Origin of the sequence: Streptomyces sp. NBC_01497 (genome assembly GCF_036250695.1) — a bacterium.
Lineage (GTDB): Bacteria > Actinomycetota > Actinomycetes > Streptomycetales > Streptomycetaceae > Streptomyces.
Genome location: NZ_CP109427.1, coordinates 5611642 through 5638365, shown reverse-complemented (window position 1 = coordinate 5638365; position 26724 = coordinate 5611642). Strand labels below are relative to the sequence as shown.

Here is a 26724-nt window from a genome sequence, read left to right as displayed (position 1 = left end):
GGCTGGTACTGATGGGCGGATGACGGAACTGCGCGTACTGCACAAGGACCACTGGGACCGCTGGTACGGACAGTTGCTGCGCGCGTTCGGCGGTGCGGGCGACCTGCCCGAGGAGCGCGACCTGTGGGACGCCCTGACCGAGCCGGAGCGCAGTCTCGGGCTGTGGGACGGGGAGAGCTGCGTCGGTACCGCGGGGGCGTTCTCGTTCCGGCTGTCGGTGCCGGGCGGCGCGCTGGTGCCCGCCGCCGGGGTGACCATGGTGAGCGTCGCGGCCACGCACCGGCGCCGGGGGCTGCTGCGGTCCATGATGCGGCGGCAGTTGGACGACGTACGGGAGCGGGGCGAGGCGCTGGCCGTACTGACCGCCTCCGAACCGGACATCTATGGACGGTTCGGGTACGGGTCGGCGACGCGGCAGCTGTCGGTGGAGATCGACACGACGCGCGTGCGGATCGAGGCGCCCGAGGGCACCGACGCGGTGGCCCTGCGGTACGCGTCGCCCGCCGATCCGGCCACGGGCCGGAGCATCGAGGAGATCTACGCGCGGGCCGTGCCGGTCCGGCCCGGCATGCTTGCCCGGCAGCCCGGCTGGGAGCGGCTGTCGCTGCTGGACCCGCCGGAGGGCCGCGACGGGGCGTCGCCGCTGCAGTGCGTGCTGGCCGAACGGGACGGCGAGAGTCTGGGGTTCGCGCTGTTCGCCACGACGGGCGACTCGGATGCTGGGGGCGCGAACGGCGCGGTCCGGGTCCGGGAGGTGTACGGGCTCGACCCCGCGTCGTACGCGGCGCTGTGGAGGTTCCTGTGCGGCATCGACCTGACATGGACGGTCACCGCGCGCCGCCGCCCGGTGGACGACCCGCTCCTGCATCTCGTCTCGGACGTGCGCCGTTCGGGCCTCAGGATCCGGGACGACCTGTATCTGCGACCGGTGGAGGTGGGAGCCGCGCTCGCGGCCCGTACCTACCGTGCCCCGGTGGACGTGGTGCTGGAGGTGGCGGACGCCTTCTGCCCGTGGAACGCGGGCCGGGTGCGGCTGAGCGGCGACGGCGACGGCGCGGTGTGCGGGCCCACGACGGACGCCGCTGACCTGTCGCTGTCGGTACGGGAGATCGGCGCCGCCTACCTCGGCGGTGCGACGCTGCGCGAACTGGCGGACGCGGGACGGGTGCGGGAGCTGCGGCCCGGTGCGCTGGCGTCCGCGTCGGCGGCGTTCGGCTCCGAGGTGGCGCCCTGGCTGCCGCACGGCTTCTGACCCTCCCGACGGGGCAAAATGCCGGGCGGCCGACGGTTTGCGGTGGGTACCCTGCGCCGATGCGTACCTCACTTCGCGTGGCCGCCTACGCCGTCCTGGTCGACGACGGCCGCATACTGCTGTCGCGGCTCGTCCCGCATCTGCGCGACCAGTCGGTCGCCGGACGGTGGACGCTGCCGGGCGGCGGGACGGATCCCGGCGAGGACCCGTTCGACACGGTCGTGCGGGAGGTGGAGGAGGAGACCGGCCACCTGTCGCGGATGGCGGCGCTGCTCGGTGTGGACTCCCAGCAGCGGGGCGACCTGCACACCGTGCGCGTCCTGTACGAGGGGGAGATCACCGGCGGCGCCCTGCGGGCCGAGCCGCACGGGTCGACGGATCTGGCGGCCTGGCACCCGCTGGAGGCGGTGGCGAACCTGGCCCGGGTCGAACTGGTCGATCTGGCGCTGCGGTTGTGGCGGGAGCGGCCCGCCGTCGGACACCTCCCGAAGACGTCACCTCGGTAGTACCACCACGTACGCGGCGGGCTCCCGCTCGTCGGCGGCCGTCAGCGCGGTCCGTACCACCACGGCCTGCTGGTCGGGGGCGTCCCGCAGCTTGCGGGGCGTGAGGTGGACGACGGTGATGCCGAGCCGCTCCAGGTGCTCGCGCTTCGCGGCGCCCGCCTCCCAGCGGGCGTCGTCCTCGAAGCTGCCGCAGAACCTCGGTGCCCGGGTGTCGAGTTCGACCGCGACGGCCTGCCCGGGCCAGAACGCGTCCACCCCGCCGAGGTAGGGCCCTCCGGGCAGCCGCAGGTCGACGTTCCACAGCGGCTCGGGCAGGGCGTTGTCGTGCACGAGCGTGTACAGCCGCTCCTCGGCGCGGGCCCTGCCCTCGGCGAGGAGGGCGTCGACCGCGCCCACGACGTGCGGGCGGGCCAGCAGCCGCGCGGCCGCCAACTCGGTGACGATCGCCCCAGGTTCGCAGTACCCGTCCCGCACGGCCTCGGTCAGCAGCCGGCGCAGGGACGCGGCGTCCCGCACGTCCGCCACGGCGTCCGCCAGCGCGCGGGCGACCGGGGCGAGGGCGAGACCGCCGACGACTTCGGGCTCGGGCAGCGCGGCCGTGCGGATCAGCCGCGCGAATCCGGTGGAGCGCAGGCGCCTGGTGCGGGGCACGAGGACGTCGAGCGTCTCCAGGGACGGCACCGGGGGCACCGCTTCGAAGCCGTGGGCGGAGAGCGCGGCAAGGCCGGTGAGCATCGCGGCCGGCCGGCCGCTGCCGCTGCCCGACTGCTGGGCCGGCAGGGCGCGTCCCGCGTAGAGCAGCGCCGCCCGCAGGCGGTCCTCCCCCGTGGCCGGTGCCCGGTGCAGCAGGAAGACACCGGGCAGCAGTTGCTGCCAGGCCCCACCGGGGCGGCTGTGGGCGGCGGCGGTGGCCGCCGGCACTCCGCGCGCCCGCAGCTGCGCCGTCGTCAGCAGGCGCGGCACTGCGGCGCCTGCGGCCTCCGCGAGGAGGGGGGCGCCGGCGGGAGCGCCACCGGTGGGGCGGCCGTCGCAGCCGGGGCGGGGGGAGTTGGAGAGGGGGGTGCTGTTGTTGTTCATGCTCCCGGTCTCCCCCCTCTCCCGCGCCCCGCTAACCCCTGTTACAAGGGCGTTGCGCAAACCGGACAAGCCCGTCCTAAAGTACGGACGTTCGACTGCCGAGCAGGGAGCCACCCGTTCGGGTCACAGCCGGCCGCGACGGAGTTGACACCGCCGCAGCCGGCCGGTATCGACATCACCCCGCACGGCCGGCCGGCGCGGAGTTCACGCCGCGGCGTCGCGCTCCTGGGCGCGCAGGGCGCGCGCCAGGTCGTCCTCCGCCTCCGTCACGAGGCGGCGCAGCGCGGGCGCCGCGTCCTTGTGCCCGGCCAGCCAGGTGCGGGCGGCGTCGAGCGTCGCCGGGTCGTCCTGGAGGTCCGGGAACAGGCCGCGTACGACGAGCATGCCGATCTGGATCGACCGGTCGGCCCAGACGCGTTCCACGGCCGCGAAGTACTTCTCGGCGTACGGCGCGATCAGTTCGCGCTGCCCGGACTGCGCGAACCCGGCGATCGTCGCCTCCACCAGCGCGTTGGACAGGGCGTCGTGCTCCACGACGTCGCTCCACGCGGCGGCCTTCACCTCGGGCGAGGGGCGCGACGCGAGGCAGCGCACCGCGTGGCGCTCACCCGACGCGGTGTCGTCGCGGGCGCGTTCGGCCGCGATGGCGGGCGCGCCGGCGCGGCCGTGGGAGGCCAGCGGGCTGAGGAAGGCCCACCGCAGCTCCTGGTCCACGTCGAGTCCCGGCACCTGCTCCGAGCCGTCGAGCAAGGCCTGACACAACGTCAGGTCGCTGTCGCTCGCGGCGACCTGGGCGAAGAAGCGGGCCCAGGTCAGCTGGTGCTGGCTGCCCGGCTCGGCGTCGCGCAGCTCGCGCAGGGCGCCCTCCGCGAGCAGCCGCCCGCCCTCGGCGCGCCAGGCGGGCGCCGCGTAGTGCACGAGGGCGGAGTTCGCCCACGTGTGCAGCATCTGGAGCACACCGATGTCGCTCTCGCGGCCCGCGTGCGCGAGCACGAGCGCCACGAAGTCCCGGGCGGGCAGCAGCGCGTCGCGCGTCATGTTCCACAGCGCCGACCAGCACAGCGCTCGCGCCATCGGATCCGTGAGGGCGCCGAGGCGGGTGCGCAGGGTGTCGAGCGACGCGTCGTCGAGGCGGGTCTTGCAGTAGGTCAGGTCCTCGTCGTTGACGAGGATCAGGTCGGGACGCTCGGCCCCGGCGAGCTCCGCGACGACCGTGCGCGGACCCGAGACATCGGTCCCCGCCGTCGCGTAGGCGGCGAGTTCACCCTCCGGCGAGAGCCGGTAGAGGGCCACCACGACGCGGTGCGGCCGCAGTTCGGGGTGCTCCTTCGGCGCGTCCTGGACGACGGCGAGCTCCTGGACGCGGCCCTCGGCGTCGTACGCCACCTGCGGGGTCAGCGAGTTGACCCCCGCGGTCTGGAGCCACGAGCGGGCCCAGCCCGCCATGTCACGGCCGGAGGTCTCCTCCAGCACGGCGAGCAGGTCGCCGAGCTCCGTGTTGCCGTACGCGTGCCGCTTGAAGTAGCGGCGTGCGCCCTCCAGGAACGCGTCCCTGCCCACGTACGCCACCAGCTGCTTGAGCACGGAGGCGCCCTTGGCGTAGGTGATGCCGTCGAAGTTGAGCTTCGCGTCCTCCAGGTCGCGGATGTCCGCGGTGATGGGGTGCGTGGAGGGCAGCTGGTCCGCGCGGTAGGCCCAGGCCTTGCGGTTGTTGGCGAAGGTGATCCAGCCGTTGGTGAAGCGCGTCGCCTCGACCATCGAGAAGGCGCCCATGAAATCGGCGAAGGACTCCTTCAGCCACAGGTCGTCCCACCACCGCATGGTGACGAGGTCACCGAACCACATGTGCGCCATCTCGTGCAGGATGACGTTGGCCCGGCGCTCGTAGGACGCCTGGGTGACCTTGCCGCGGTAGATGTACTCCTCGCGGAAGGTCACGAGGCCCGGGTTCTCCATCGCGCCGAGGTTGTACTCGGGCACGAACGCCTGGTCGTACTTCCCGAAGGGGTAGGGGAAGTCGAAGTTGTCGTGGAAGAAGTCCAGGCCCTGTTTGGTGACGAGGAAGATGTCGTCCGCGTCGAAGTGCTTGGCGAGGCCCTTGCGGCACAGGGCGCCGAGCGGGATCTCCAGTTCGCCACCGCCGGGCAGGGCGCGCCGGTAGGTGTCGCTCACGTAGTGGTACGGGCCCGCGACGACGGCCGTGATGTACGTGGAGATCGGCTTGGTCTGCGCGAAGCGCCACACACCGTCGGCTCCCCGATCGCCCGCGCCGTTGTTCCACACCTGCCAGTCGTCGGGGGCCGTGACCTCGAAGCGGTACGGGGCCTTGAGGTCTGGCTGCTCGAAGTTGGCGTAGACGCGGCGGGCGTCGGCCGGCTCGTACTGCGTGTAGAGGTAGACCTCGCCGTCCTCGGGGTCGACGAAGCGGTGCATGCCCTCGCCGGTCCTGCTGTACGCACACTGCGCGTCGACGACGAGTGTGTTCTCCGCCTGGAGGTCGTCGATCGCGATGCGTACGCCGTCGAAGACGGTGGCGGGGTCGAGGGCGCGGCCGTTGAGTGTGACGCTGGTCACCGAGGGGGCGATCAGGTCGACGAAGGTCGCAGCGCCGGGGCGGGCGCAGGTGAAGTGGAGCGTGGTGACGGACCGGAACGTACGGGGCCCGGCCACGGGGCCCTCGCCGACCGCCGAGCGGAGGTCGAGGGCGACCTCGTAACCCGTGGCGGACAGCAGATCTCCCCGCTGACGGGCCTCGTCGCGGGACAGGTTCTCTCCAGGCACGGGGGCAGCTCCTTCGCAGCTCACGGACGTCTCACAACCGGGTCGATCCTCGCATGTCGGCAGTGCGGCAGAGGCAGGCGGTCGCCCGCGTTCCGGGAATGTGGCGGGGCCGCGCGTACGTTGGGCCTCACGACGAGGTGTGTCCTGTATGGAGCTTTCGAGGAGAGACATGTCGGAGAAGACCCCGGTCGACTTCTGGTTCGACCCGCTGTGCCCCTGGGCGTGGATGACCTCCCGCTGGGTGCTGGAGGTCCAGCAGGCCAGGAACCTGGACATCCGGTGGCACGTGATGAGCCTCGCGGTGCTGAACGAGCCGCGGCTGGACGAGATGCCGGAGGAGTACCGGGACTTGATGGCGACGAAGGCCTGGGCGCCCGTCCGCGTCGTCATCGCCGCCCGGATCAAGCACGGCGACGACGTCGTCGGTCCGCTGTACACCGCGCTCGGCACCCGCATCCACAACAAGGGCGAGGGCCCCACGCGCGAGGCCGTCGCGGGCGCGCTCGCGGACGTCGGCCTGCCGGCCGACCTCATCGAGTACGCGGACTCGGACGCCTACGACACCGAACTGCGGGCCTCCCACCAGGAGGGCATCGACAAGGTCGGCCAGGACGTCGGCACCCCGGTCATCGCCGTGCCGGGTGCGGACGGCGAGCAGGTCGCGTTCTTCGGCCCCGTCGTGACCCCGGCGCCCAAGGGCGAGGAGGCGCTGCGGCTCTGGGACGGCACGCTGATGGTGGCGTCGGTCAAGGGCTTCTACGAGCTCAAGCGCACGCGCACCCAGGGCCCGGTCTTCGACTGAGGTCTCAACGGCCCGGGGCTCCGAGGAGCCCCGGGCCGCCGGCAGTCCTACGGCGCGGGCGACGCCCCGCCGGGCGCTGCCGGCTGCCGGTCCCGAGGTACGTGCCCCACGCGGGGGAAGGGCCTGTCCGGGGCCGCGCGGCGCCCGGGGTATGCCGCGCGTACACGGTCCACAACGCTGTGGCCTCGGCTTTGTGGGGCTCCGACGGCCGGGGCGGGCCGCCCCGTGGGTTAACGTCGAGGCGATTCGACCATCCGTCCGACCTCACCCCGCGGAGCCCCCATGAGCACCGTCGCGCCCACAGCGGCCGCCTCCCGCGCCGGCGTTCTCGCCGACCTCATCCCCGCCACCCGTACCCGCGACATCGCGCTCGTCGCCGGGGGCGCCGTGCTCACCGGGCTCGCCGCGCAGCTGTCCGTGGCCGTCCCCGGCTCGCCGGTGCCCGTCACCGGGCAGACCTTCGCGGCCCTGCTCGTGGGCAGCGCCCTCGGCGCGCGCCGCGGTTTCCTCTCGCTCGCGCTCTACACCGTGCTGGGCCTGGCGGGGCTGCCGTGGTTCTCCGGCGGCACCTCGGGCGCCGGCGGCGCCTCGTTCGGTTACGTGCTCGGCATGCTCGCCGCGTCCGCCGTCGTCGGCGCGCTGGCCCGGCGCGGCGGCGACCGCTCGGTGCCCCGCACGGCGGCCACGATGGTGATCGGTTCAGCCGTCGTCTACGCGATCGGCGTGCCCTATCTGGCCCTGTCGACCGGCATGTCCGCGGGCGCGGCGATCGCGGCCGGGCTCGTGCCCTTCCTGATCGGCGACGCGATCAAGGCCGCCCTCGCGATGGGCGCGCTGCCGGCCTCCTGGAAGCTGGCGGACCGCCGCTGACCACCCGTGCACCGCGTGAGGCCCCGCTCCCCTGTCATCGCTTCCGGGGAGCGGGGCCTCACGCGTGGCACCCGCGAACGGGGACGGGGCGCGGCCGCTACGCGGGACCCTCCGGCGAACCGGCGGGCGCGGCGCCCGCCGGTTCGACGGCGGGCACCGCCGCCGGGGTCTCCCTGCCCACCGCGCGGCGCACGACCGCGATGGCCACCACGATCGCCGCCACCAGCAGCGACAGCAGCATCTCGTCGCGTGCCGAGTCGTCCGTGAGCATGTAGCCGACGACGAAGACGATGACCGCGGCCGTCACCCAGGTGAGGTACGGGAACAGCCACATGCGCACGACGAGCTTGTCCGGCGACTCCCGCAGGATGATCCGGCGCATCCGCAGCTGCGTCAGGCAGATCACCAGCCACACGAAGAGCGCGACGGCGCCCGAGGAGTTCAGCAGGAACTGGAAGACCGTGTCGGGCCACTGGTAGTTGAACCACACCGCGACGAAGCCGAACGCCACCGACGACATGATCGCCACGTGCGGCACCCCGCGCCGGCTCGTACGGGTGAAGGCCCGCGGCGCGTCACCGCGCCGGCCCAGCGAGAACGCCATCCGCGAGGCCGTGTAGAGGCCCGAGTTGAGGCAGGACAGCACGGCCGTCAGCACGATCACGTCCATCACTGTGCCGACGTGCGGAATGCCTATCGTGTCGAGCGCCGCGACGTAGCTGCCGTCCTTCGCGATGGACTTGTCGTTCCACGGCACCAGTGCCAGCACGACGAAGATCGAGCCCAGATAGAAGATGCAGATACGCCAGATGACGCTGTTGGTGGCCTTGGACACGGCGCGCCTGGGGTCGGCGGACTCGCCGGCCGCGAGGGTCACGATCTCGCTGCCCATGAAGGAGAACACCACCAGCAGCACACCGGTGAGGATCGCGCCGGGCCCCTTCGGCAGGAATCCGCCCGCGTCCGAGAGGTGGGAGAAGCCCGCGCCGGCGTTGTCGGAGCCGGGGAGCACGCCGAAGACGGCGAGCAGACCGATGATGATGAACGCGCCGATCGCGACGACCTTGATGCCCGCGAACCAGAACTCGAACTCGCCGTACGAGGCGACGGACGCGAGGTTCGAGCCCGTCAGTACGAGCATCACGATCAGCGACCAGCCCCATTGCGGGATCGCCGGCACCCAGCCGTTCAGGATCGTGGCGCCCGCGGTCGCCTCGACCGCGAGCACGACCACCCAGAAGAACCAGTAGAGCCAGCCGATCGAGAATCCCGCCCACCGGCCCAGTGCCCGGTCGGCGTACGCGGAGAACGACCCGGAGGTCGGGTTCGCCGCCGCCATCTCGCCGAGCATCCGCATCACCAGGACGACCAGCAGGCCGACCAGGGCGTACGAGACGAGGATGGCGGGCCCGGCGGCGGCGATGCCGGAGCCCGAACCCACGAAGAGTCCCGCGCCGATGACGCCGCCGATCGCGATCATCGACAGGTGGCGGTTCCTGAGCCCGGGGCGCAGACCGCCGTCACCGGCTGAGGGCTGGGCGGGGGGCGGTGGCCCGGCGGGGGCTCCGCCGTCCGCGGTGACGGTGGGGGGACGAGTCATGTTGGTGCATCCCTCGGTTAGGTCCATGACGCTGGCGTCATTCGGTGTACGGGCGGACGGCGGCCGGGCGCGGGGGCTCGCGAGGAGGAAGTGCCCGCACGCGCGGCACTCCGCCGCACCCGGTCACGGCCTGCCCAGCATTGTCGGGTCCAGATCAACACAAGGCGAGCCCCCTGCCCATTACCCACCGCTTCCCGTGCCACACTCGGGACATGCGCGTCTACCTCGGCTCCGACCACGCGGGCTACGAACTCAAGAATCATCTTGTCCAGTGGCTGACCTCGCACGGCCACGAACCGGTCGACTGCGGTCCCCGCATCCTCGACGACCAGGACGACTACCCGCCGTTCTGCCTGCGCGCCGCGGAGCGTACGGCGGCGGACCCGGACAGCCTCGGCATCGTGATCGGCGGCTCCGGAAACGGCGAGCAGATCGCCGCGAACAAGGTCAAGGGCGTACGCGCCGCCCTCGCGTGGAGCGAGGAGACCGCACGCCTGAGCCGCGAGCACAACGACGCGAACGTCGTCTCCGTCGGCGCGCGGATGCACAGCAGGGACGAGGCGACGTCCTTCGTCGAGGTCTTCCTGAAGACGCCGTACTCGCGCGAGGAACGGCACGCCCGGCGTATCGGCATGCTCACGGCGTACGAGGAGACGGGCGAACTGCCGCCGGTCCCCGCGCACCACCCGCAGCAGGACTGAGCACGAGGGTCCGCTGGTGCCCGAAGGTCACACGATCCACCGGCTCGCCCTGGACCACCTGGACCGCTTCGGCGGCCGGGCGGTCCGGGTGAGCAGCCCCCAGGGCAAGTTCTCCGACAGCGCCGCGCTTCTCGACCGACGGGTGCTGGACGACGCGGACGCCCACGGCAAGCACCTCTTCCTCGGCTTCGAGAACTCCGGCTGGGTCCACATCCATCTGGGGCTGTTCGGCAAGGTGGCGTTCGGCGGGCCGCCCGCCCCGCCGCCCACGGACACCGTACGGCTGCGCCTGGTGGGCGAGTCGGCGTACATGGACCTGCGGGGTCCGACGACGTGCGCGCTGATCACGGACGGCGAGAAGCGGGCGGTGCACGAACGTCTCGGCGCGGACCCGCTGCGCCCGGCCGCTTCGGCCGACGACGCGTGGCCCCGGATCTCCCGCTCCCGTACGACGCTCGCGGCGCTGCTGATGGACCAGCGGATCGTCTCCGGCGTCGGCAACGTCTACCGCGCCGAGGTCCTGTTCCGGCACGGCATCGACCCCTACCTAGCGGGCAGGGACCTCACCAGGGCCGCGTGGGACGCGATCTGGGCGGACCTGGTGGCCCTGATGCGCGAGGGCGTGCGCAACAACCGCATCGACACGGTCCGCCCCGAGCACGAACCGGGGGCGATGGGCCGGCCGCCGCGCGTGGACGACCACGGCGGCGAGGTGTACGTCTACCGGCGCACGCACCTGCCGTGCCTGGTGTGCGGGACCCCGGTGCGCACGGCTCCGCTGGCGGCCAGGAACCTCTTCTGGTGCCCGACCTGCCAGGCCCCCTAGCGGGGGTCCGGCGGACGGCGGGCGGCGGCTCCCACCGCGTGGCCCGGCCCGGTGTCGCGGGGGCGGCCGGAGGGCCCGCTGCGGGCGGGCCACCGGGCGCGGTATGTGAGACCGTTTGAGTTGATGGCATCGAAGAGCGGCGAGAAGCTCCCCGTGGTGACCGAGGCCGAGACGGCGCTGCGGTCGCTCGGGGTCCGGGGTGCCGTGCTGGACCAGCGGCCCGCGGGGCGTGGGCACTGGTTCGCCGACTGGTCCGGCCCGCTGGCCGGCTCGGACGTGTACCTCGCCGTCATGGGGAAGTCCTCCACCACCCGCAAGGTGCGGCTCGTGCTGGACGACTGGATCCTGGAGGACATCGCCGCCGGGCACCTGGGCGACGTGATCACCGCCGTCTTCTCGGGCAGGGCGAGCATCCGCGGGAAGCGCGCGTACCTCCTGCTCCCCGTCCAGATGCTGCGGGTCGCGGCCGGGCGGTCCCACTACTCCGCCACCAAGAAGCTGCCGGCCGGGGACGCACCGCGGGCCCCCTGGGAGCGGGCTCTGCTCGCGGATCCCGACGACAGCGACGACGGCAGCGGCTGACCCGGCCGGCAGTACGGCGTACCGGCCGGGCCGGAGCCCGGCCGTGTCACTCCCCCGCCACCGCCCGCGCCGCCGCCAGATCCACCGCGAGGCGCTCCTCCACCGGCACCGCGGGGTCCGAGTACTGGCCGGAGAGGCAGACCGGGCCCGCGTACCCCAGTTCGGTGAGCTGCCGCAGCGCCACCGCCCAGTCGGCCAGCCCCTCGGCCCCCTGCACCCACCGGGGAGTCCAGTTGCCGCCGAGGGGACGCACGGGCGGATCGGCGGGCACGTGAACGGCGTTCTTCAGATTCACGATCGCGAGCCGGTCCGCCGCGAGCGGCAGGGTGACGCGCGGATCGTCGCCCGCGAGGGCGTCGTGGGCGGCGTCCCACACCAGTCGGAAGTGCTCGGCCGGCAGCCCTTCGAGCAGCCCGAGGACGCCGAGGGTCGAGGAGACGTACCGGCCGTGGTGGGGCTGCACACCGACCCCCACTCCGTACCGCTGCGCCAGCGGCGCGGCGGCCTCCAGCCGGGCGCGCACGCGCCGCACCGACTCCGCGTAACCGTCGGGGCCGAGGTCGGCCATGATCCGCACGAGCGGGACACGCGCCGCGGCGCAGGCCGCGAAGAACCGCTCGTCGAGGTCGCCGGCGATGCTGATCACCTCGACCCCTTCGTCCCGCAGCCGGGACGCCAGCTGAGGCAGCAGCCGTTCGGCCTCGCCGGGCGTGACATGGGCGTTGTCGCGTACGGGCACCTCGGCGCCCGTGAAACCGAGGCCCGCGACGAGCGGGCCGAGCTCCTCCCCTGGCAGTGCGGACCAGGGCTTGGTGAAGACGGACCACAGGAATGTCATGGTTCAGCGGCCTCCGAGTCCGCTCATGGTGATGCCTTTGACGAACCAGCGCTGGGTGAGGAAGAACAGCACGATCAGCGGCACGGTGCAGATGGACGCGGCCATCAGCAGCAGGTTCCACTGGGTGCCGTCGGTGGACTGGAACACCTGCAGTCCCACGGCCGCGGTCCTGGTGGCGTCGCTGTTCGACACCACCAGCGGCCAGAGCAGGTTGTTCCACTGGCTGATGAACTTGAAGACCGCGAGCGTCGCGATCGCGGGCACCGCCAGCGGCACGATCACCCGGGTGAACGCCTGCCAGCGGTTGGCGCCGTCCAGCCGCGCCGCCTCCTCGTAGTCGCGGGGGATGCCGAGGAAGAACTGCCGCAGCAGGAACACCCCGAGGGCGGTGAAGGCGTGCGGCAGGATCATGCCCGGCCAGGTGTCCACACCGTGGAACTTCGCCACGAGGATGAACTGCGGGATCAGTGTGACCTGCGCCGGGATCATCAGGGTCGTCAGGTACACACCGAACAGCACACCGCGTCCCGGAAAGGTGAGCCGGGCGAAGGCGTACGCGGCGGGCGCGGCGGTGACGGTCTCCAGCAGGGTCGTACCGCCCGCGAAGAACACGGTGTTGAGCAGGTAGCGGCCGAGCGGGACGAGCTGGAACGCGCGGCTGATGTTCTCGAAGTGCCAGGTCCCGGGCCAGAACGACGGCTTCGCCGCCATCGACTCGCTGTCGGACTGGAAGGCCACCAGCAGCATCATGACGACCGGTGTCAGGGTGAGCGCGGTGACGAGGAAGCAGGCGAGGACGAGCAGTCTGCGCCGCAGCGCCGGGGAGCGCCGCAGGCTCGCCGCGAGCGGGCCCGGCACCGCGTTCCCGGCCAGGGTGGGAGCGTCAGATGTCATAGTGCACCAGCCTCCGTTGGAGCAGGAACTGCAGGCCCGTGATGACGGCGATGAACGCGAACAGCACCAGGGACTGGGCGGCCGCGTATCCCTGGTCGTAGTTCTCGAACCCGGTCTGGTAGATGTACATGACGAGCGTGGTGGTACGGGATCCGGGACCGCCGTTCGTCATCACGAGTGCCTGGTCGAAGACCTGGAACGACCCGATGACCGAAGTGACGACCACGAAGAACACCGAGGGCGAGAGCAGCGGCAGGGTGACGTTGCGAAAGCTCTGCCACGGCGAGGTGCCGTCGACCCGCGCGGCCTCGTACAGCTGCTGGGGAATGGCCTGGAGGCCGGCCAGGAAGATCACCATGCCGAAGCCGAAACTCTTCCACACACTCATGACGATCAGCGCGGGCATGGCCCACTCGTCGGAGATCAGCCAACTGGGGCCGTGCAGGCCGACGAGCCCGAGCACCGCGTTGACCAGCCCGTCGTGCGGGATGTACAGCCAGATCCAGACGAACGCCACCGCGACGGTGATGGTGGCGTACGGCAGGAGCAGCAGTGACCGGAAGAGCGCGACGTGCCGCAGCCCCTGGTTGAGGAGCAGCGCCAGGCCGAGGCTGACCAGCAGGGTCAGCGGCACGCTGACGAAGGTGAAGTACGCGGTGTTGCCGAGCGCCGACCAGAAGGTCGGATCGGGCCCGAGGCGGGCGAAGTTGTGCAGGCCGGCCCAGGTCGGCGAGGAGAACAGGTTCCAGTTCAGGAGGGAGATCGTGCCGGCGCCCAGGACGGGGACGACGGTGAAGACGACGAACCCGGCGAAGCTCGGCAGCAGGAACAGCCAGGCGGCGAGCGTCTCGGAGCCGCGCCACCGGTGGCGCCGGCCGCGCGGCGGCCCCGGCGCTCGGACGGGTGCGGCGGGATGGACCTCGACGGCCATGGCGTCCTCCTTCGGACGTCGGGCGGGCTTGCGGGACATGGGGGCCGGGCTGGGCCGGACCGGCGGGACGGGGTGGAGTGCGGCGGTCCGGGTGCGGCGGCCACCACGTGGGAGCGGCCACGTTCAGGACTTGGCGGACGCCTGCCGTACGGCGTCCTGGTTCTGCCGCATCAGGACGTTCAGCCGGGGGGTGAGACCGGCGACGGCCTCCTTCGCCCCGACCTGGCCGAGAAACGCCCGGGGCAGGTCCTGCCCCAGGAGTTGGCGCACCTGGTTCCAGTTGGTCGTGACGTCGAAGGGGTGGCCGCCCGCGAGCTTGCCGGCCCTCCTGTCGAGGATCCTGCGCACGATGCCGAGGTTGGCGGGCGGCGGCGCGAAAGCCGTCGAGGCGGAGAGCCGCGCGGGGTTGTTGCGGCCCGCCCGTGCGTAGATGTTCAGCGCGCCGGTGCTGGTGAGGGTTTTCAGCAGCCGCCACGCCAGGCCGAGTTGGTCGTCCCCTACGCCTGCGGGGATCGCGAAGCTGGAGCCCGATACCCGCGGCTTGCTGCCGGCCGGCCCCGCGGGGAAGGGGACGATGTCCCAGTCGAACGACGCCTTACGGACGTTCACCACCTGCCAGGGCCCGTTCTGCATGAACGCGACGTTGCCCTGGAGGAAGTTGGCGAGGGCGTTCTCGGTGACCAGGTTCGCGATGGGCGGGGTGACCCGGTCCTTGACGAAGAGGCCGGTGACGAAGTCGATCGCCTCCATGGCCTCCGCGTCACCGAGGATGCTCCGGTCGGCGGCCCGGTTCATGACGTTGCCACCGGCCGAGTAGATCCAGGACACCAGGTCGTCGATGGCCGGCGCGCAGGTGAACCCGTACTGCCCTTCGGGTCCGCTCAGTTCGCGGGCGAGGCCGCGGAAGGTGTCCCAGCTCATCGGCTCGGTGGGCGAGGGCGGCGCGATGCCGTTCTTCTCCAGCAGGGTCCTGTTGTAGTAGAGGACCGTGGGCGCCACGTCGAAGCCGACGGCGTACGTGCGGCCCGCGAAGGACGAGATCGACCGGCTGTCCGGGTAGAAGTCGCCGGTGTCGAAGTCCGGATCGGCCGCGATGAGGTCGTCGAGCGGGCGGTGGGCGCCGCGTGCCGCGTAGGTGGGGATCAGCCAGCCGTTGAGCGCGGTGACCAGACTCGCCGTACCGCTGACGAGCTGCAGGTCGAGCTTGGTCGGGTAGCCGGATGCGGGGGTGAGGGTGGACAGGGACCTGACCCGCATCTCGCGCCGCACGTACGCGCCGAAATCGGTCCACACCTGCTGTTCCTGAGGGCTGTCGGACCACATGGACCAGGTGGCGGTGCCCGCAGGGGGCCCCGACGAGCAGCCCGACAGGGCGCTGCCCGCCGCGGCCGCGGCGCCCGCCACGGCGGCGGCTGTGAGGAAGGAGCGGCGGGAGAAGGGGGAAGACATCGTCGTCTCCTCAGGGGCCGGCGAGATTCGGTGGGTTACGGGTGCGGTGCGGGTACGGGTACCGGTGCGGTGTGGGTTACGGGTGCGGGTGCGGGTGCTGCCGGTCGCGCGCGGTGGGTGCTGCGGCGGGCGTCGGGGGATCGCCGCCACACGAGGGGTTTCGCGTGATGACCGGTGAGATCGGTGACGCGTTGGGGGTGTCTGGTCACAGCCGGGGAAAACGGTGAGGCGGCGGTGGGTTTCCTGGTGAGGGCCGGTGGGACCGGTGACGCGGCGGTGGGTTTCCACGTGACGGCCGGCGGGACGGGTGGAGATGCGTGGGAACGGCGAACGCGGCTCAGGTGAAGGAGAGTTCCGTCGCCTGGGCGCGGATGCGCTCCTCGTCGACCTCCACACCGAGGCCGGGCCCCTGGGGCACCCGGGCCACGGCGGCCTCGATCGACAGGTTCTCCACGTAGAGGTCGGCGAGCAGTTCGGGCCCGTTCAGCTCGGCGGGCAGGGCCAGTTCGAGCTGGCTGAACAGGTGCAGCGCGGCGGCGAAGCCGATCCCGCAGTCGGTCAGTCCGCTGGCGAGCACTTCGAGGCCGCCCGCGAGCGCGACCTGCGCCGTCTTCAGCGCGTTGCGGATGCCGCCGGACTTGCAGATCTTGACCACGACCAGGTCGGCGGCGCCGAGCCGCATGGCGCGGGCCAGGTCCTGGGCGCTGAAGCTGCCCTCGTCGATGGCCACCGGCAGGTCGATCATCTCGCGGAGCCGGCACAGGGCGAGGGTGTCCGTGCTGGGCACGGGCTGCTCCACGCAGTGGATCGTACGGATGTCCCCGACGGCGTCCAGCAGTCGGCGCAGGGCGGCGGGACGGTAGGACTGGTTGGCGTCGAGCCAGATGGGTTTGTCGCCCGCGACCTCGGCGACGGCGGCGACGGCGGCCGCGTCGGCGGCGACGTCCCCGCCGATCTTGACCTTGTAGGCGGCGTAGTCGGCGGACTGGAGCGCGTGCTCGCGCACCGCGTCCGGCTCCCCCACACCGATGGCGGAGCACAGCGGGACGGTGTCCGTCAGCCGTCCGCCGAGGAGGGCGTGCACCGGCAGGCCCGCCAGTTTGCCCGCTGCGTCGTGCAGGGCGATGTCGACGGCCGCCCGCGCGAAGGGGAAGCCGTTGGAGACGGCGGGGCTCAGCCGTCGGGAGGCCCGCGCATGGAACAACTCGACGTCGAACGGGGTGAGTTCGAGGAGTATCGGGGCGAGGTGCCGCTTGATGACGACCGCGATGGTCTCGGCGGTCTCGTAGCTCCAGCTCGGCAGGGCCCGCTGCTCGCCCCAGCCGACGACGCCGTCCTCGGTGGTGAGCTTGACGAAGATGACGGAGCCCGCCTGGTCGGGGGTGCCGACGGTGCCGCTGCCGAGGACGAATCTGCGGGCGAACGGCACGGCAACGGCGAAGACGTCGACCGCCGCGATACGCGACATGGCTTGGGTGGTTCCTTTCACGCGGGGGTGGTCGGGCGGTGGCTCAGGCGGCTGTCGGCCAGGCCCCGGGGTCCACGTGGCCCGGGCCCAGCTCCCCCGTGTCGAGCCAGCCGACGACGGAGCCGAGGACGTATCCGGCGAGAGCGAGGTGCCCCTCCGCGGTGTCCCCCGCGATGTGTGGGGTCAGCAGGAGGTTCGGGCAGCCGAGCACGTCCGCGCCGAACCGGGGCGGTTCCGGGTCGTACACGTCGAGGGCGGCGAGGAGCCGCCCCGCCAGGGCGTGTTCGAGCAGGGCGGCCTGGTCGACGGCGGGCCCGCGGGCGGAGTTGACGACAACGGCGCCGTCCGGGATCGACTCGATCAGGCCCCGGTCCACCAGACCCTCGGTCTCCGGCAGGTTCGGTACGTGCAGGGAGACGAACGGGCTGCGCAGCACCTCGGCGAGCGGCGCGGTGCGCACGCCGAGCGCGGCGGCCCGCTCCGCGCCGAGGTACGGGTCGTAGACGACGACGTCGCACCGGAACGGCTTCAGCAGGGTGATCAGGGCGCGTGCCGTGGAGCTGGCGCCGAGCAGGCCCACGCGAGCGCCGGCGAGTTCGTGGCCGCGCAGCGCGGGCGCTTTCCAGCCGCCTGTGCGCAGCGCGGCGTCGAGGCGGGGCAGCCGCCGGGCGAGGGTGAGCATCGAGGCGAGGCAGTACTCGCCGACGGACCAGGCGATCCGGCCCGCGGCGGAGAACACCGTGACGCCCCGGTCCAGCACCTCCCGGTCGAGGAGTTTCTTCACGGTGCCCGCGGCGTGGGCGACGACGCGCGGCCCGCCGCCGTCCGCCCACAGGGAGGAGTCGAGATGGGGGGTGCCCCAGCTGGTGAGGAGGACGTCACGGCCGGCCGCGAGGCGGGCCACCACGTCCCAGGTCAGCTCTCCCGCGGCGCGTTCCCGCGCGGACATCTCCTGCTCGGCCCAGGTCACGTCGAAGTGTTCTTCGATCAGGCGGCGGGCGTCGGGGCCGCACACGTCGGCGGCGCGCTCGGGGGTCATGGCGACGGCGAGTTTCGACAACCTGGCTCCTTCGACGGGTGCGTACGCCGCTTGCGCGGTGACTCGTCCCGACGGTAGCCAGCCCCGGTTATGCGCGTCCAAGCCCGATTTCGCATCGCCCGATACCGTGCCGGTATGGAGATATCCCTGCAGCAGCTCCGGGGCTTCGTCGCGGTCGCGGAGGAAGGCCACTTCGGCCGTGCGGCGATCCGGCTCACCATGACCCAGCCGCCTCTGACCCGCCAAGTCCAGGCGCTGGAGAAGTCGTTGGGTGTCCCGCTCTTCGAGAGGACCGGGCGGGGCGCACGGCTCACCCCGGGCGGCGAGGTGTTCCTCGACCACTGCCGCCGGGTGCTCGCCCTGCTGGAGTCCGCCCCGGCCGCCGTGCGCAGAGCCGCCGAGGGGCGTACGGGCACCCTGCGGCTGGCCTTCACCGCGATCGGCGCGTACGCGGTGCTCGCGGACGTCCTCGACTTCACCGCCCGGCACCTCCCGGAGGTCTCCGTGGAGCTGACCGAGCTGGTCAGCCCCGACCAGTTCGCGGCCCTGTCGGACCTGCGCATCGACCTCGGCCTCGTCCGGCCGCCGATCCCCGACATGTACGCGTCGGTGCGCGTCCACTCGGAGGATCTCGTCCTCGCCGTTCCCGACGGGCATCCGCTGGCGGGCGGCGCCGAACCGGTGGTGCTCGCGGACGCCAGCGACGACTACATCGGCTACAGCCCCGAGGGGTCCCGGTACCTGCACGACATCTGCGCGGCCATGATCGGTGTGGACCGGTACGCCGTCAGCCAGCTGACCTCGCAGGTGCCGACGATGCTCGCCCTGGTCAGGGCCGGGAGGGGATGCGCCCTGATCCCCCGGTCCGTCATGGCGATGGGGGTGCGCGGAGTCCGCTACCGGGAGCTGGCGGCGGCCGACGCGCACTCGGTGACCCTGCACGCCTGCTGGAGTCCGGACAACCCCAACCCGGCACTGCGCCGGGTGGTCGACGCGCTGACGCGCGAGGGCCTGCCCGCCGGGTGAGAGCCGCGGCCCGCGCTTAGACTCGCGACCGATCGATCACTCACCGTGACGGCGCAGCCGTGGCGGGCGACGGAAGGGACACGGCATGTCAGCGCAGCTCTCGGAGAAACTGAAGCAGCTCGTCGACGGCGGGAAGACGTTCGCGATGGTCTCGACGCTGCTGCCCGACGGCAGCCCGCACCTCGCCGTGGTGTGGATGGGCCGGGACGGCGACGATCTCGTGTTCGCGACCGGAGCCGGCTCGCGCAAGGCGGTCGACCTGGGCCGCGACCCCCGGATCTCGGTGCTGCTGCAGCCGGCGGCCGCGCCGTACACGTACGCGGAGGTGCGCGGCACCGTCACCCTCTCGGAGCAGGACGGGCCCGAACTCCTCGACCGGCTGTCCGTCGCGTACGAGGGCAAGCCCTACGCGCAGTTCTCGCCCGGCGCGAGCACGAGCGGGGCCGTGGCCGTCCGGATCACCCCGCGGAAGATCGTCGACACGCTCTGACGCCGCCGGGCCGGGTGCCCAGCACGACCGTGGCGCCGAGGTCGTCGTCCTCGGCGAGCCGCGCTTCGAGCCCGGCCCCGGCGAACGCGGCGAGTGCGGCGGGGGCCTGGCGCTCGCTGGTCTCGCTGAGCAGCACCCCGCCGGGGGCGAGCCAGGAGGCCGCGTCCCCGGCCACGCGCCGCAGGACGCCGAGCCCGTCGTCGCCGCCGTCGAGGGACAGCAGCGGTTCGTGCTCCCGGGCCTCGGTGGGCAGCAGCGGGACCTCGCCGGTCGGTACGTAGGGGACGTTGGCGACGAGCACGTCGACCCGGCCGCGCAGAGAAGCCGGCAGGGCCGCGAACAGGTCGCCCCTGTGGACGTGGGCGCCGAGCGGTTCGAGGTTGCGGCGCGCGCAGTCGACGGCGGCCGGGTCGAGGTCGGCCGCGTGCACCTCGCCCGCGCCGTGGCGGGCGAGCACGGCGCCGAGCGCGCCGGCGCCGCAGCACAGGTCGACCGCCCTCGCGCCGGGCGGCATCAGCAGCAGGGCCAGGCCCGCGAGGAACTCCGTACGGCGGCGGGGCACGAAGACGCCGGGTCCGACGGCGATCCGCAGGCCGAGGAACCCGGCCCAGCCCAGGACGTGTTCGAGGGGCTCACCGGCGGCGCGGCGGGTGGCCATCCGGGCGGCCTCGGCCGGCCCGGAGGCGGTGGCGAGGATGAGCGCGGCCTCTTCCTCGGCGAACACGCAGCCGGCGGCACGCAGGGTGGTGACGAGGGACATCGGTGGTGTCTCGACCTTCCGGAAGGGTCCGGACGGTCCGGGTCCGCGGAGGTTCAGCGGGCGCGGGCGAGTCCGGGAGGGAACGGGGCGCTGACGGTCGTCACGGGACTCACCTCCTGGCGGCGCGGGGACCGAACGCTACCACGGCCCCCACAGCCGGCCGCCGGCCCGGCCGCCGGCACTCCCGGTCCCCCGGACGCGCGGACATGCCCGCACCCGTACCTCCGCCCACGTGTGCCCGGCGTCCCGGATCCCCGGGCGGCGCGGGCCCGGCGTCCGGGGCGCCCACCTGCGACCGTTCAGGGGCCCGCGTGGCGCGCCACGTCCGGTGGCGGATCTCCGCCAAGTGAGGATCTACGTCCGGTCAAGACTCCACAAAGACCCGGTCATTGGGCAAAGCTGAGCGGCCATCCGGTGTCTCACCCGGACGATCCCTTCCCCAACCGAAGGATGTCGATGAGCTCCGCCCACGAGAGATCCATATCCGGACCGGAGCGCCCACGGCGCCTGGCCCGGATCACGGCCGCCGCGGGACTCGCGGCCGCGCTGATCGCCTCCGGTGCCGTTCCCGCGTTCGCCGCCTCCACCGGGCGGGCGCCGGGGAACACGCCCGCCACGACCGCGGACAAGCTCGGCGCCGCCGACGCCGGCCTGCTCGCCACCGCCCGCGCGGACCACGAGAAGACCGTCACGATGATGGTCGCCACCGCGCCCGGCGCCACCGAGCAGGTATCCGGTCAACTCCACAAGGTAAAAGGCGCGTTGGTCGGCAAGACCTACGACGCGCTCGGCTATGTGCGGGCCACGGTGCCGACCTCCGAGGCCGCCGCCGCCATCAGTGCCGCCTCCCGGCTGCCGTCCGTCCACGGCATCGATCTCAAGAAGGAGATCAAGCTGGACGACCCCGCGCCCGAGACCGGCGGCGGCACCGCGGCGACGGTCTCCGGCGGGAAGAACGGGGTCGCGCTGCGGCCCGCGCCCGACGCGCACACCCCGGCGAAGAACCCGTACAACCCGAACGGCGAGACCGGCGCGGCCGACTTCGTCAGGCAGCACCCCGGGGCCGACGGCCGCGGTGTCACCATCGGCATCCTCGACTCCGGTGTGGACCTCGGGCACCCGGCGCTGCGGACGACCACCACCGGCGAGCGCAAGATCGTCGACTGGGTCACCGCCACCGACCCCGTGACCGACGGCGACAACACCTGGCGCCGGATGAACACCCCCGTCGCCGGGCGGGTGTTCACGGCCGACGGCCGGACCTGGAAGGCGCCGGCCGGGTCGTACGCGTTCAACACGTTCGCCGAGTCCGCCACCATCGGCGGCGACATGAACGGCGACCTGAACCGCGACGGCGACACCACGGACACCTGGGGTGTGCTGTACGACCCGGCGAAGGGCACCGTGCGCGTCGACCTCGACAACGACGGTGACTTCACCGACGACACCGCGATGAAGCCCTACAAGGACGGCTTCCAGATCGGCTACTTCGGCAAGGACGACCCGCGCACCGCGATCGCCGAGCGCATCCCGTTCGTCGTCGAGATCCGCAAGGACGTCACCTACGACGCGGCGGGTGACACCTCCGACTACGTCAACATCGGCGTGGTCGAGGCCGAACACGGCACGCACGTCGCGGGGATCACCGCCGCCAACGGGCTGTTCGGCGGGAAGATGGACGGCGCCGCGCCCGGTGCGAAACTCGTCTCCTCCCGCGCCTGCACCTGGAGCGGCGGCTGCACCAACATCGCGCTGACCGAGGGCATGATCGACCTCGTGGCGAACCGCGGCGTCGACATCGTGAACCTCTCCATCGGCGGTCTGCCGCCGCTGAACGACTCCAACAACGCCCGCGACGAGCTGTACACGCGCCTCATCGACACCTACGGCGTGCAACTGGTGATCTCCGCGGGCAACGACGGCCCCGGTACGAACACCATCAGCGACCCCGCCACCGCCGACAAGGCCATCTCCGTCGGCGCGTCCGTCTCCAAGGACACCTGGGCCGCCGACTACGGATCCGGTGTCACGCGGAAGAACCAGATGATGCCCTTCTCCGCGCGCGGTCCCCGCGAGGACGGCGGCCTGACCCCGACCGTGACGGCGCCGGGCGCGGCCATCAACTCCATCCCCACCTGGGAGGCGGGCGCGCCCGTCGCCGAGGCCGGGTACTCCCTGCCGCCCGGCTACGCGATGCTCCAGGGCACCTCGATGGCGGCACCGCAGACCACGGGCGTCGGCGCGCTGCTGCTCTCGGCGGCGCGGCAGAAGCACATCACGCTCACCCCGGACCGGCTGCGTACCGCGCTGACCAGCAGCGCCAAAGGCATCGACGGGGTCGCGGCACACGAGCAGGGCGCGGGCCTGATCGACGCGGCCGGCGCGTGGAAGACCATCGAGCGGGGCGTCGACGCGCACGCGTACACGGTCGAGGCGCCGGTGGACACGGTCCTCTCCGGCGCGCTCGCCACGCCCGGCCGCGGCCCCGGCGTCTACGACCGCGAGGGCGGCCTCACGGTCGGCGGGAGCCGTACGTACGACGTGACCGTGACCCGTACGACCGGGCCGAAGGGCGCGCTGGAGCACCGGCTGAGCTGGAAGTACGACGACGGGACGTTCACACTGGCGGGCGGCGAGAGGGTGCGGCTGCCGCTGAACCAGCCGGTGACGCTGACCGTGCGGGCGAAGCCGCGCACGGCGGGAGCGCACAGCGCGCTCCTGCAGGTCGACGACCGGGCGACGGGCGGCGTCGACAAGCAGATCATGGTGACGGTCGTGGTCGCGAAGGCGTTCCCGAAGCCCTCTTACGCGTTCACGGCGTCCGGCACCGCGCAGCGCAACAGCACGACCTCCTACTTCGTGACGGTGCCACAGGGCGCGAAGACCCTCGAAGTGTCCATGGACGGGCTCGCCAAGGGCAGCCAGACCCGGTTCATCACCATCCACCCGTACGGCGTGCCGGTGGACGACTCGACCACCGGGTTCTGCTACCCCAACTACCCGAATCCGGCGAACCCCTGCCGCCCCGACGTGCGGTCGTACGACGCGCCGCTGCCCGGGGTCTGGGAGATCGAGGTCGAGGCGCGGCGCACCTCCCCGCTGCTCGACAACCCCTACCGGCTGCACGCGACGGTGCTCGGCGCCGCGTTCGACCCGGCCGTCATCACCCTCCCCGAGGCGAAGGCCGGCACACCGGAGCCCGTCGAGTGGACGGTGAAGAACGACTTCGCGCCCGTCGAGGGGAAGCTGGCGGGCGGCCCGCTCGGCTCGGCGAAGACGGACCGGCCGACGATCGCGCAGGGCGAGCAGCGCACGACGACGGTCGACGTGCCGCAGGGGGCCGAGCGCCTCGACGTGGCGATCGGGAACCCGGCCGACCCGGGCGCCGACCTCGACCTGACCGTACTGAAGGACGGAGTGACCGTCGCGCAGTCCGCGGACGGCGACTCGGACGAGTCGGTGTCGATCCCGGACCCGGCGCCGGGCACGTACACGATCCTCGTGGACGGCTTCGCGGTCCCGGCCGGGTCGACGGCCTACGACTACCGGGACGTGTACTACTCGTCCGCGCTCGGCTCGACGACCGTCGACGCGACGCAGCACGTGCGCCTCGGGAACGGCGCGTCGGCGACGCTCGGCGCGTCGGTCGAGGTCGCGGCCCCGGCACCGGCAGGCCGGCAGTTCTTCGGTGAGGTGCGGCTGCTGAACGCGAACGGGACCCCGGCGGGCACGGGCAACGTGACCATCGCCCACGTCACCCCGTAACGGCGGCACACCGCCCGGCACACGACGGCGCCCCCGGTTCCTTCCTCCTGTTCCTCCAGGAAGGGCCGGGGGCGCCGTAGCGCGGGCCGGGCGCGCCGCCGTAGCGTCGGGCGCCCCACGGTCGCGGCGACGCCGGAGCGCCGGTCCGCCGGGCGAGACGGAGGCAGGCATGCGAGAGCGGTTCGTGGAGTGCGGCGGGAGCGGTCCGCACGGGGTCCGGCTGCGGGTCACCGAGGCCGGCGAGGGGCCGCTCGTGGTGCTGCTGCACGGCTTCCCGGAGAGCGCGTACTCCTGGCGCCACCAGCTGGAGCCGCTCGCCGCCGCCGGATACCGGGTGATCGCGCCCGACCAGCGCGGCTACGGGCACAGCTCGCACCCGGAGCCGGTCGAGGCCTACTCGGTCCTCCGGCTCGTCGGCGACGTCGTCGCGCTGATCGCGGACGCCGGCGCCGAGAACGCCGTCGTCGTCGGCCACGACTGGGGAGCGATCGTCGCGTGGCAGCTCGCGGCCATGCGTCCCGACCTGGTCCGGGCGGTGGCGGGACTGAGCGTGCCGCCGCGTCCGCGCGGGCAGCGTCCGCCCCTGGAGGCGTACCGGGCCCTGCACGCGGGCCGGTTCTACATGAACCACATCGAGAAGCCGGGCGTGGCCGACGCGGAGATGGCCCGGGACGTGCGGCGGAGCCTGCGCCTGGCGTTCGACGGACTGAGCGGCGAGAACCCCGCGAACGACCCCCCGCAGCCGCTGCTGGTGCCGGACGGTGATGGGCTGCCGGACGCCCTCGGCGGCCGGGACGTCCTGCCGTCCTGGCTGTCCGCGGCGGACCTCGACGTGTTCGCGGAGCAGTTCGCCCCGGAGACGGGCGGCTTCACCGGCGCCCTGAACTGGTACCGGAACCTGGACACCGACTGGCCCGCGCTCGCCGCGTTCGACGGCGCCCGGCTGCGGATGCCCGCCCTCTTCGTCGCGGGCGACCGGGACACCGTCCTGTCCGGCCCGGGCAGCGCCGCGTACGTGGCGAGCCTGCCCGGCCGGCACCCGGGGATGCGGGAGCCGGTGATCCTGACGGGCTGCGGGCACTGGGCGCAGCAGGAGCGGCCCGCCGAGGTGACGGCGGAGCTGCTGGCGTTCCTGGGGTCCCTGAGTCCGCGAGAATCGCCCGATCCGGCGGTGTGAAGCGCCGGACACCGCCCCCACCTGCGTCGTGGCGGACAATGGGGTGGACAACGTCACGTGCAGCGCCCGCATGATGGGGCAGGCACAGGAGAGCACCGTCGGGTACGCACAGCGCCGTCCGTACGCACGGAGCGAGCCCACGTCCACACGTCACCGCCAAGGAGTCCCCGTGAAGGTCGGAATCGTCGGAGCCACCGGTCAGGTCGGCACGGTCATGCGCAGGATCCTCGCGGAGCGCGACTTCCCCCTGACGGGGCTGCGCCTGTTCGCGTCGGCCCGCTCGGCGGGCACCACGCTCGAATGGCGGGGCGAGCAGATCACGGTCGAGGACGCGGCGACGGCGGACTACGCGGGTCTCGACATCGTGCTCTTCTCGGCGGGCGGCGCCACCTCCAAGGCCCTCGCGGAGAAGGTCGCGGGGCAGGGCGCGGTCGTGATCGACAACTCGTCCGCGTGGCGCCGTGACCCCGAGGTGCCGCTGGTGGTCAGCGAGGTCAACCCGCACGCCGTCGCCGACCGGCCGAAGGGCATCATCGCCAATCCGAACTGCACCACGATGGCCGCGATGCCGGTGCTGAAGCCGCTGCACGCGGCCGCGGGTCTGACCGCGCTCGTCGCCACGACGTACCAGGCCGTCTCGGGCTCCGGCCTCAAGGGCGTGGCGGAGCTGCACAACCAGGTGCAGAAGGTCGTCGCGGAGGCCGACGGCCTCACGCACGACGGCGGGGCCGTCGACTTCCCCGAGCCGTCCGTGTACAAGCGGCCGATCGCGTTCAACGTACTGCCGCTGGCGGGCAACCTGGTGGACGACGGCTCGTACGAGACCGACGAGGAGCAAAAGCTCCGCCACGAGTCCCGCAAGATCCTGCAGATCCCGGAGCTGAAGGTCTCCGGCACCTGCGTCCGGGTCCCCGTCTTCACGGGCCACTCGCTCCAGGTGAACCTGCGCTTCGAGCGGCCGCTTGGCGTGGAGCGCGCGTACGAGCTGCTGGCGGACGCGCCGGGCGTCGAGATCTCGGAGATCCCCACCCCGCTGCAGGCCGCGGGCAAGGACCCGGCGTTCGTGGGCCGTATCCGCGTGGACGAGACGGTGGACGGCGGCCGGGGGCTCGCGCTGTTCGTGTCCAACGACAACCTGCGCAAGGGCGCCGCGCTCAACGCGGTGCAGATCGCGGAGCTGGTCGCGGCGGAGCTGCGCGCGGCATGACGTCCGGCACCGCACACCGGTGCGTGCGAGGGCCGGGGACGCACTGCGCGTCCCCGGCCCTCGCACGTCGCGGGGTCGCGCCCGGGGGGCCTCAGGGGCGGCGGACCTCGAACTGGAAGCAGCCGTACTCCACCGCCCGGACGTGCACCAGGGCCACCTCCGGGTCGGCGAACGCCTCGTCGAGGGCCGCGTCGAAGCCGCTGTCGGCGTCTGCCGGGATCTCCAGCAGCCGGCCGCCGTCGATGCGCCCCCGGGTGTCGTAGCGGCGCAGCGTGCGCAGCGCGCCGGGGCGGGCGAACGGGTAGCGGGCGTCCTGGCCGGTGGCCGGCCCGCCGCAGTCGCCGGGGTGGATGAAGACCGGTCCCTGCTCGTCGTAGGCGCCGGGGGTGGCGCCCGTCGCCGCCGCCCAGCGGCGCAGCGGGGCGTAAGTGACCAGGGCGATGCGCTCGCCGGGGCCGCTGCCGCGCAGGCAGCAGCGCAGCGGCGCGCCGCCCTCGTCGTCGGTGAAGGGGGCGACGGGGGCCCCGGCGTCGTCGGTGACGCGGAGTTCCTTCAGGGCGGCCGGCTCGATGGGCCGCGGTGTGTGCTGGGTCATACCCCGATGCTGGCCGGGCCCCGACGGCGCTACCGGCGGATATACGACGTCGTGGTGCGGGGCCCGCGTGGAAGGATGGCGGTCGGAG

Annotated in this window: 23 protein-coding genes; 12 read left to right on the top strand and 11 right to left on the bottom strand. The window is 72.9% G+C overall.

Going from position 1 to position 26724, the window contains the following annotated elements; genetic code table 11:
- The first annotated feature begins 19 nt into the window (after window positions 1-19).
- Window positions 20-1252, top strand: a complete 1233-nt coding sequence (locus OG310_RS23695) for a GNAT family N-acetyltransferase (RefSeq protein WP_329457883.1) — start codon at window positions 20-22, stop codon at window positions 1250-1252.
- Between the two features lie 59 nt (window positions 1253-1311).
- Window positions 1312-1758 (top strand): NUDIX hydrolase, encoded by a 447-nt coding sequence (locus tag OG310_RS23690; protein WP_329457882.1) that lies wholly within the window; start codon window positions 1312-1314, stop codon window positions 1756-1758.
- Here the strand turns inward: OG310_RS23690 and OG310_RS23685 are convergent.
- Both OG310_RS23685 and pepN read right to left on the bottom strand, forming a co-directional pair.
- Window positions 1747-2835, bottom strand: a complete 1089-nt coding sequence (locus OG310_RS23685; RefSeq protein WP_329457881.1) for a hypothetical protein — start codon at window positions 2833-2835, stop codon at window positions 1747-1749. The genes OG310_RS23690 and OG310_RS23685 overlap by 12 nt on opposite strands.
- A 204-nt stretch (window positions 2836-3039) precedes the next feature.
- Entirely contained in the window at window positions 3040-5616 is a 2577-nt protein-coding gene (gene pepN, locus OG310_RS23680; protein WP_329457880.1) for an aminopeptidase N, read from the bottom strand.
- A 169-nt stretch (window positions 5617-5785) separates the two neighbouring features.
- Here pepN and OG310_RS23675 point away from each other — a divergent pair, with 169 nt between their 5' ends.
- Together OG310_RS23675 and OG310_RS23670 are read left to right on the top strand one after the other, a co-directional pair.
- Complete coding sequence (locus tag OG310_RS23675) at window positions 5786-6418, top strand: mycothiol-dependent nitroreductase Rv2466c family protein (protein ID WP_329457879.1); 633 nt, start codon at window positions 5786-5788, stop codon at window positions 6416-6418.
- A 282-nt stretch (window positions 6419-6700) separates the two neighbouring features.
- Complete coding sequence (locus tag OG310_RS23670) at window positions 6701-7288, top strand: biotin transporter BioY (RefSeq protein ID WP_329457878.1); 588 nt, start codon at window positions 6701-6703, stop codon at window positions 7286-7288.
- Between the two features lie 97 nt (window positions 7289-7385).
- Here OG310_RS23670 and OG310_RS23665 read toward each other — a convergent pair whose 3' ends face one another.
- The gene (locus OG310_RS23665; protein WP_329457877.1) at window positions 7386-8888 is read right to left on the bottom strand and encodes an amino acid permease; all 1503 of its coding nucleotides are present in this window, start codon (window positions 8886-8888) and stop codon (window positions 7386-7388) included.
- A 212-nt stretch (window positions 8889-9100) separates the two neighbouring features.
- Here OG310_RS23665 and OG310_RS23660 point away from each other — a divergent pair, with 212 nt between their 5' ends.
- The 3 genes from OG310_RS23660 to OG310_RS23650 all read left to right on the top strand — a co-directional run bounded on the left by OG310_RS23660 (window position 9101) and on the right by OG310_RS23650 (window position 10997).
- Entirely contained in the window at window positions 9101-9589 is a 489-nt protein-coding gene (locus OG310_RS23660; RefSeq protein ID WP_329457876.1) for a ribose-5-phosphate isomerase, read from the top strand.
- Between the two features lie 16 nt (window positions 9590-9605).
- Complete coding sequence (locus OG310_RS23655; RefSeq protein ID WP_329457875.1) at window positions 9606-10415, top strand: Fpg/Nei family DNA glycosylase; 810 nt, start codon at window positions 9606-9608, stop codon at window positions 10413-10415.
- 123 nt (window positions 10416-10538) lie between these two features.
- Window positions 10539-10997 (top strand): hypothetical protein, encoded by a 459-nt coding sequence (locus tag OG310_RS23650; RefSeq protein WP_329457874.1) that lies wholly within the window; start codon window positions 10539-10541, stop codon window positions 10995-10997.
- 46 nt (window positions 10998-11043) lie between these two features.
- On the opposite strand, the gene OG310_RS23645 is transcribed toward OG310_RS23650, so the two are convergent.
- From OG310_RS23645 to OG310_RS23620, 6 genes are all read right to left on the bottom strand, one after another.
- Window positions 11044-11835, bottom strand: coding sequence for a sugar phosphate isomerase/epimerase family protein (locus OG310_RS23645; RefSeq protein WP_329457873.1), 792 nt, complete (start codon window positions 11833-11835; stop codon window positions 11044-11046).
- A 3-nt stretch (window positions 11836-11838) separates the two neighbouring features.
- Complete coding sequence (locus OG310_RS23640; protein WP_329457872.1) at window positions 11839-12729, bottom strand: carbohydrate ABC transporter permease; 891 nt, start codon at window positions 12727-12729, stop codon at window positions 11839-11841.
- Window positions 12719-13660, bottom strand: a complete 942-nt coding sequence (locus tag OG310_RS23635) for a carbohydrate ABC transporter permease (protein WP_329457871.1) — start codon at window positions 13658-13660, stop codon at window positions 12719-12721. Before OG310_RS23635 ends, OG310_RS23640 begins: the two co-directional genes overlap by 11 nt.
- Window positions 13661-13783: 123 nt before the next feature.
- The gene (locus tag OG310_RS23630; RefSeq protein WP_329457870.1) at window positions 13784-15109 is read right to left on the bottom strand and encodes an ABC transporter substrate-binding protein; all 1326 of its coding nucleotides are present in this window, start codon (window positions 15107-15109) and stop codon (window positions 13784-13786) included.
- Between the two features lie 337 nt (window positions 15110-15446).
- On the bottom strand, window positions 15447-16577 hold the full coding sequence (locus tag OG310_RS23625; RefSeq protein WP_329457869.1) for a mandelate racemase/muconate lactonizing enzyme family protein: 1131 nt from the start codon (window positions 16575-16577) through the stop codon (window positions 15447-15449).
- Window positions 16578-16620: 43 nt separating this feature from the next.
- Entirely contained in the window at window positions 16621-17637 is a 1017-nt protein-coding gene (locus OG310_RS23620; RefSeq protein WP_329457868.1) for a hydroxyacid dehydrogenase, read from the bottom strand.
- A 114-nt stretch (window positions 17638-17751) separates the two neighbouring features.
- On the opposite strand from OG310_RS23620, the gene OG310_RS23615 reads away from it, so the two are divergent.
- Both OG310_RS23615 and OG310_RS23610 read left to right on the top strand, forming a co-directional pair.
- On the top strand, window positions 17752-18642 hold the full coding sequence (locus OG310_RS23615; RefSeq protein WP_329457867.1) for a LysR substrate-binding domain-containing protein: 891 nt from the start codon (window positions 17752-17754) through the stop codon (window positions 18640-18642).
- 85 nt (window positions 18643-18727) lie between these two features.
- On the top strand, window positions 18728-19132 hold the full coding sequence (locus tag OG310_RS23610) for a PPOX class F420-dependent oxidoreductase (RefSeq protein ID WP_329457866.1): 405 nt from the start codon (window positions 18728-18730) through the stop codon (window positions 19130-19132).
- Here OG310_RS23610 and OG310_RS23605 read toward each other — a convergent pair.
- Window positions 19101-19892 carry a putative protein N(5)-glutamine methyltransferase gene (locus tag OG310_RS23605; RefSeq protein WP_329457865.1) on the bottom strand — a complete coding sequence of 264 codons (792 nt, stop codon included), beginning with the start codon at window positions 19890-19892 and terminating at the stop codon, window positions 19101-19103. The two genes, OG310_RS23610 and OG310_RS23605, sit on opposite strands and share 32 nt — an antisense overlap.
- Window positions 19893-20342: 450 nt before the next feature.
- On the opposite strand from OG310_RS23605, the gene OG310_RS23600 reads away from it, so the two are divergent.
- The 3 genes from OG310_RS23600 (at window position 20343) to OG310_RS23590 (ending at window position 26041) form a co-directional block, all read left to right on the top strand.
- Window positions 20343-23657 (top strand): S8 family serine peptidase, encoded by a 3315-nt coding sequence (locus OG310_RS23600; RefSeq protein ID WP_443078718.1) that lies wholly within the window; start codon window positions 20343-20345, stop codon window positions 23655-23657.
- Between the two features lie 169 nt (window positions 23658-23826).
- Window positions 23827-24834, top strand: a complete 1008-nt coding sequence (locus tag OG310_RS23595; RefSeq protein ID WP_329457863.1) for an alpha/beta fold hydrolase — start codon at window positions 23827-23829, stop codon at window positions 24832-24834.
- Window positions 24835-25003: 169 nt separating this feature from the next.
- On the top strand, window positions 25004-26041 hold the full coding sequence (locus OG310_RS23590; RefSeq protein ID WP_329457862.1) for an aspartate-semialdehyde dehydrogenase: 1038 nt from the start codon (window positions 25004-25006) through the stop codon (window positions 26039-26041).
- Window positions 26042-26132: 91 nt separating this feature from the next.
- On the opposite strand, the gene OG310_RS23585 is transcribed toward OG310_RS23590, so the two are convergent.
- Window positions 26133-26636 carry a DUF1203 domain-containing protein gene (locus OG310_RS23585; protein WP_329457861.1) on the bottom strand — a complete coding sequence of 168 codons (504 nt, stop codon included), beginning with the start codon at window positions 26634-26636 and terminating at the stop codon, window positions 26133-26135.
- Between the last annotated feature and the right edge of the window lie 88 nt (window positions 26637-26724).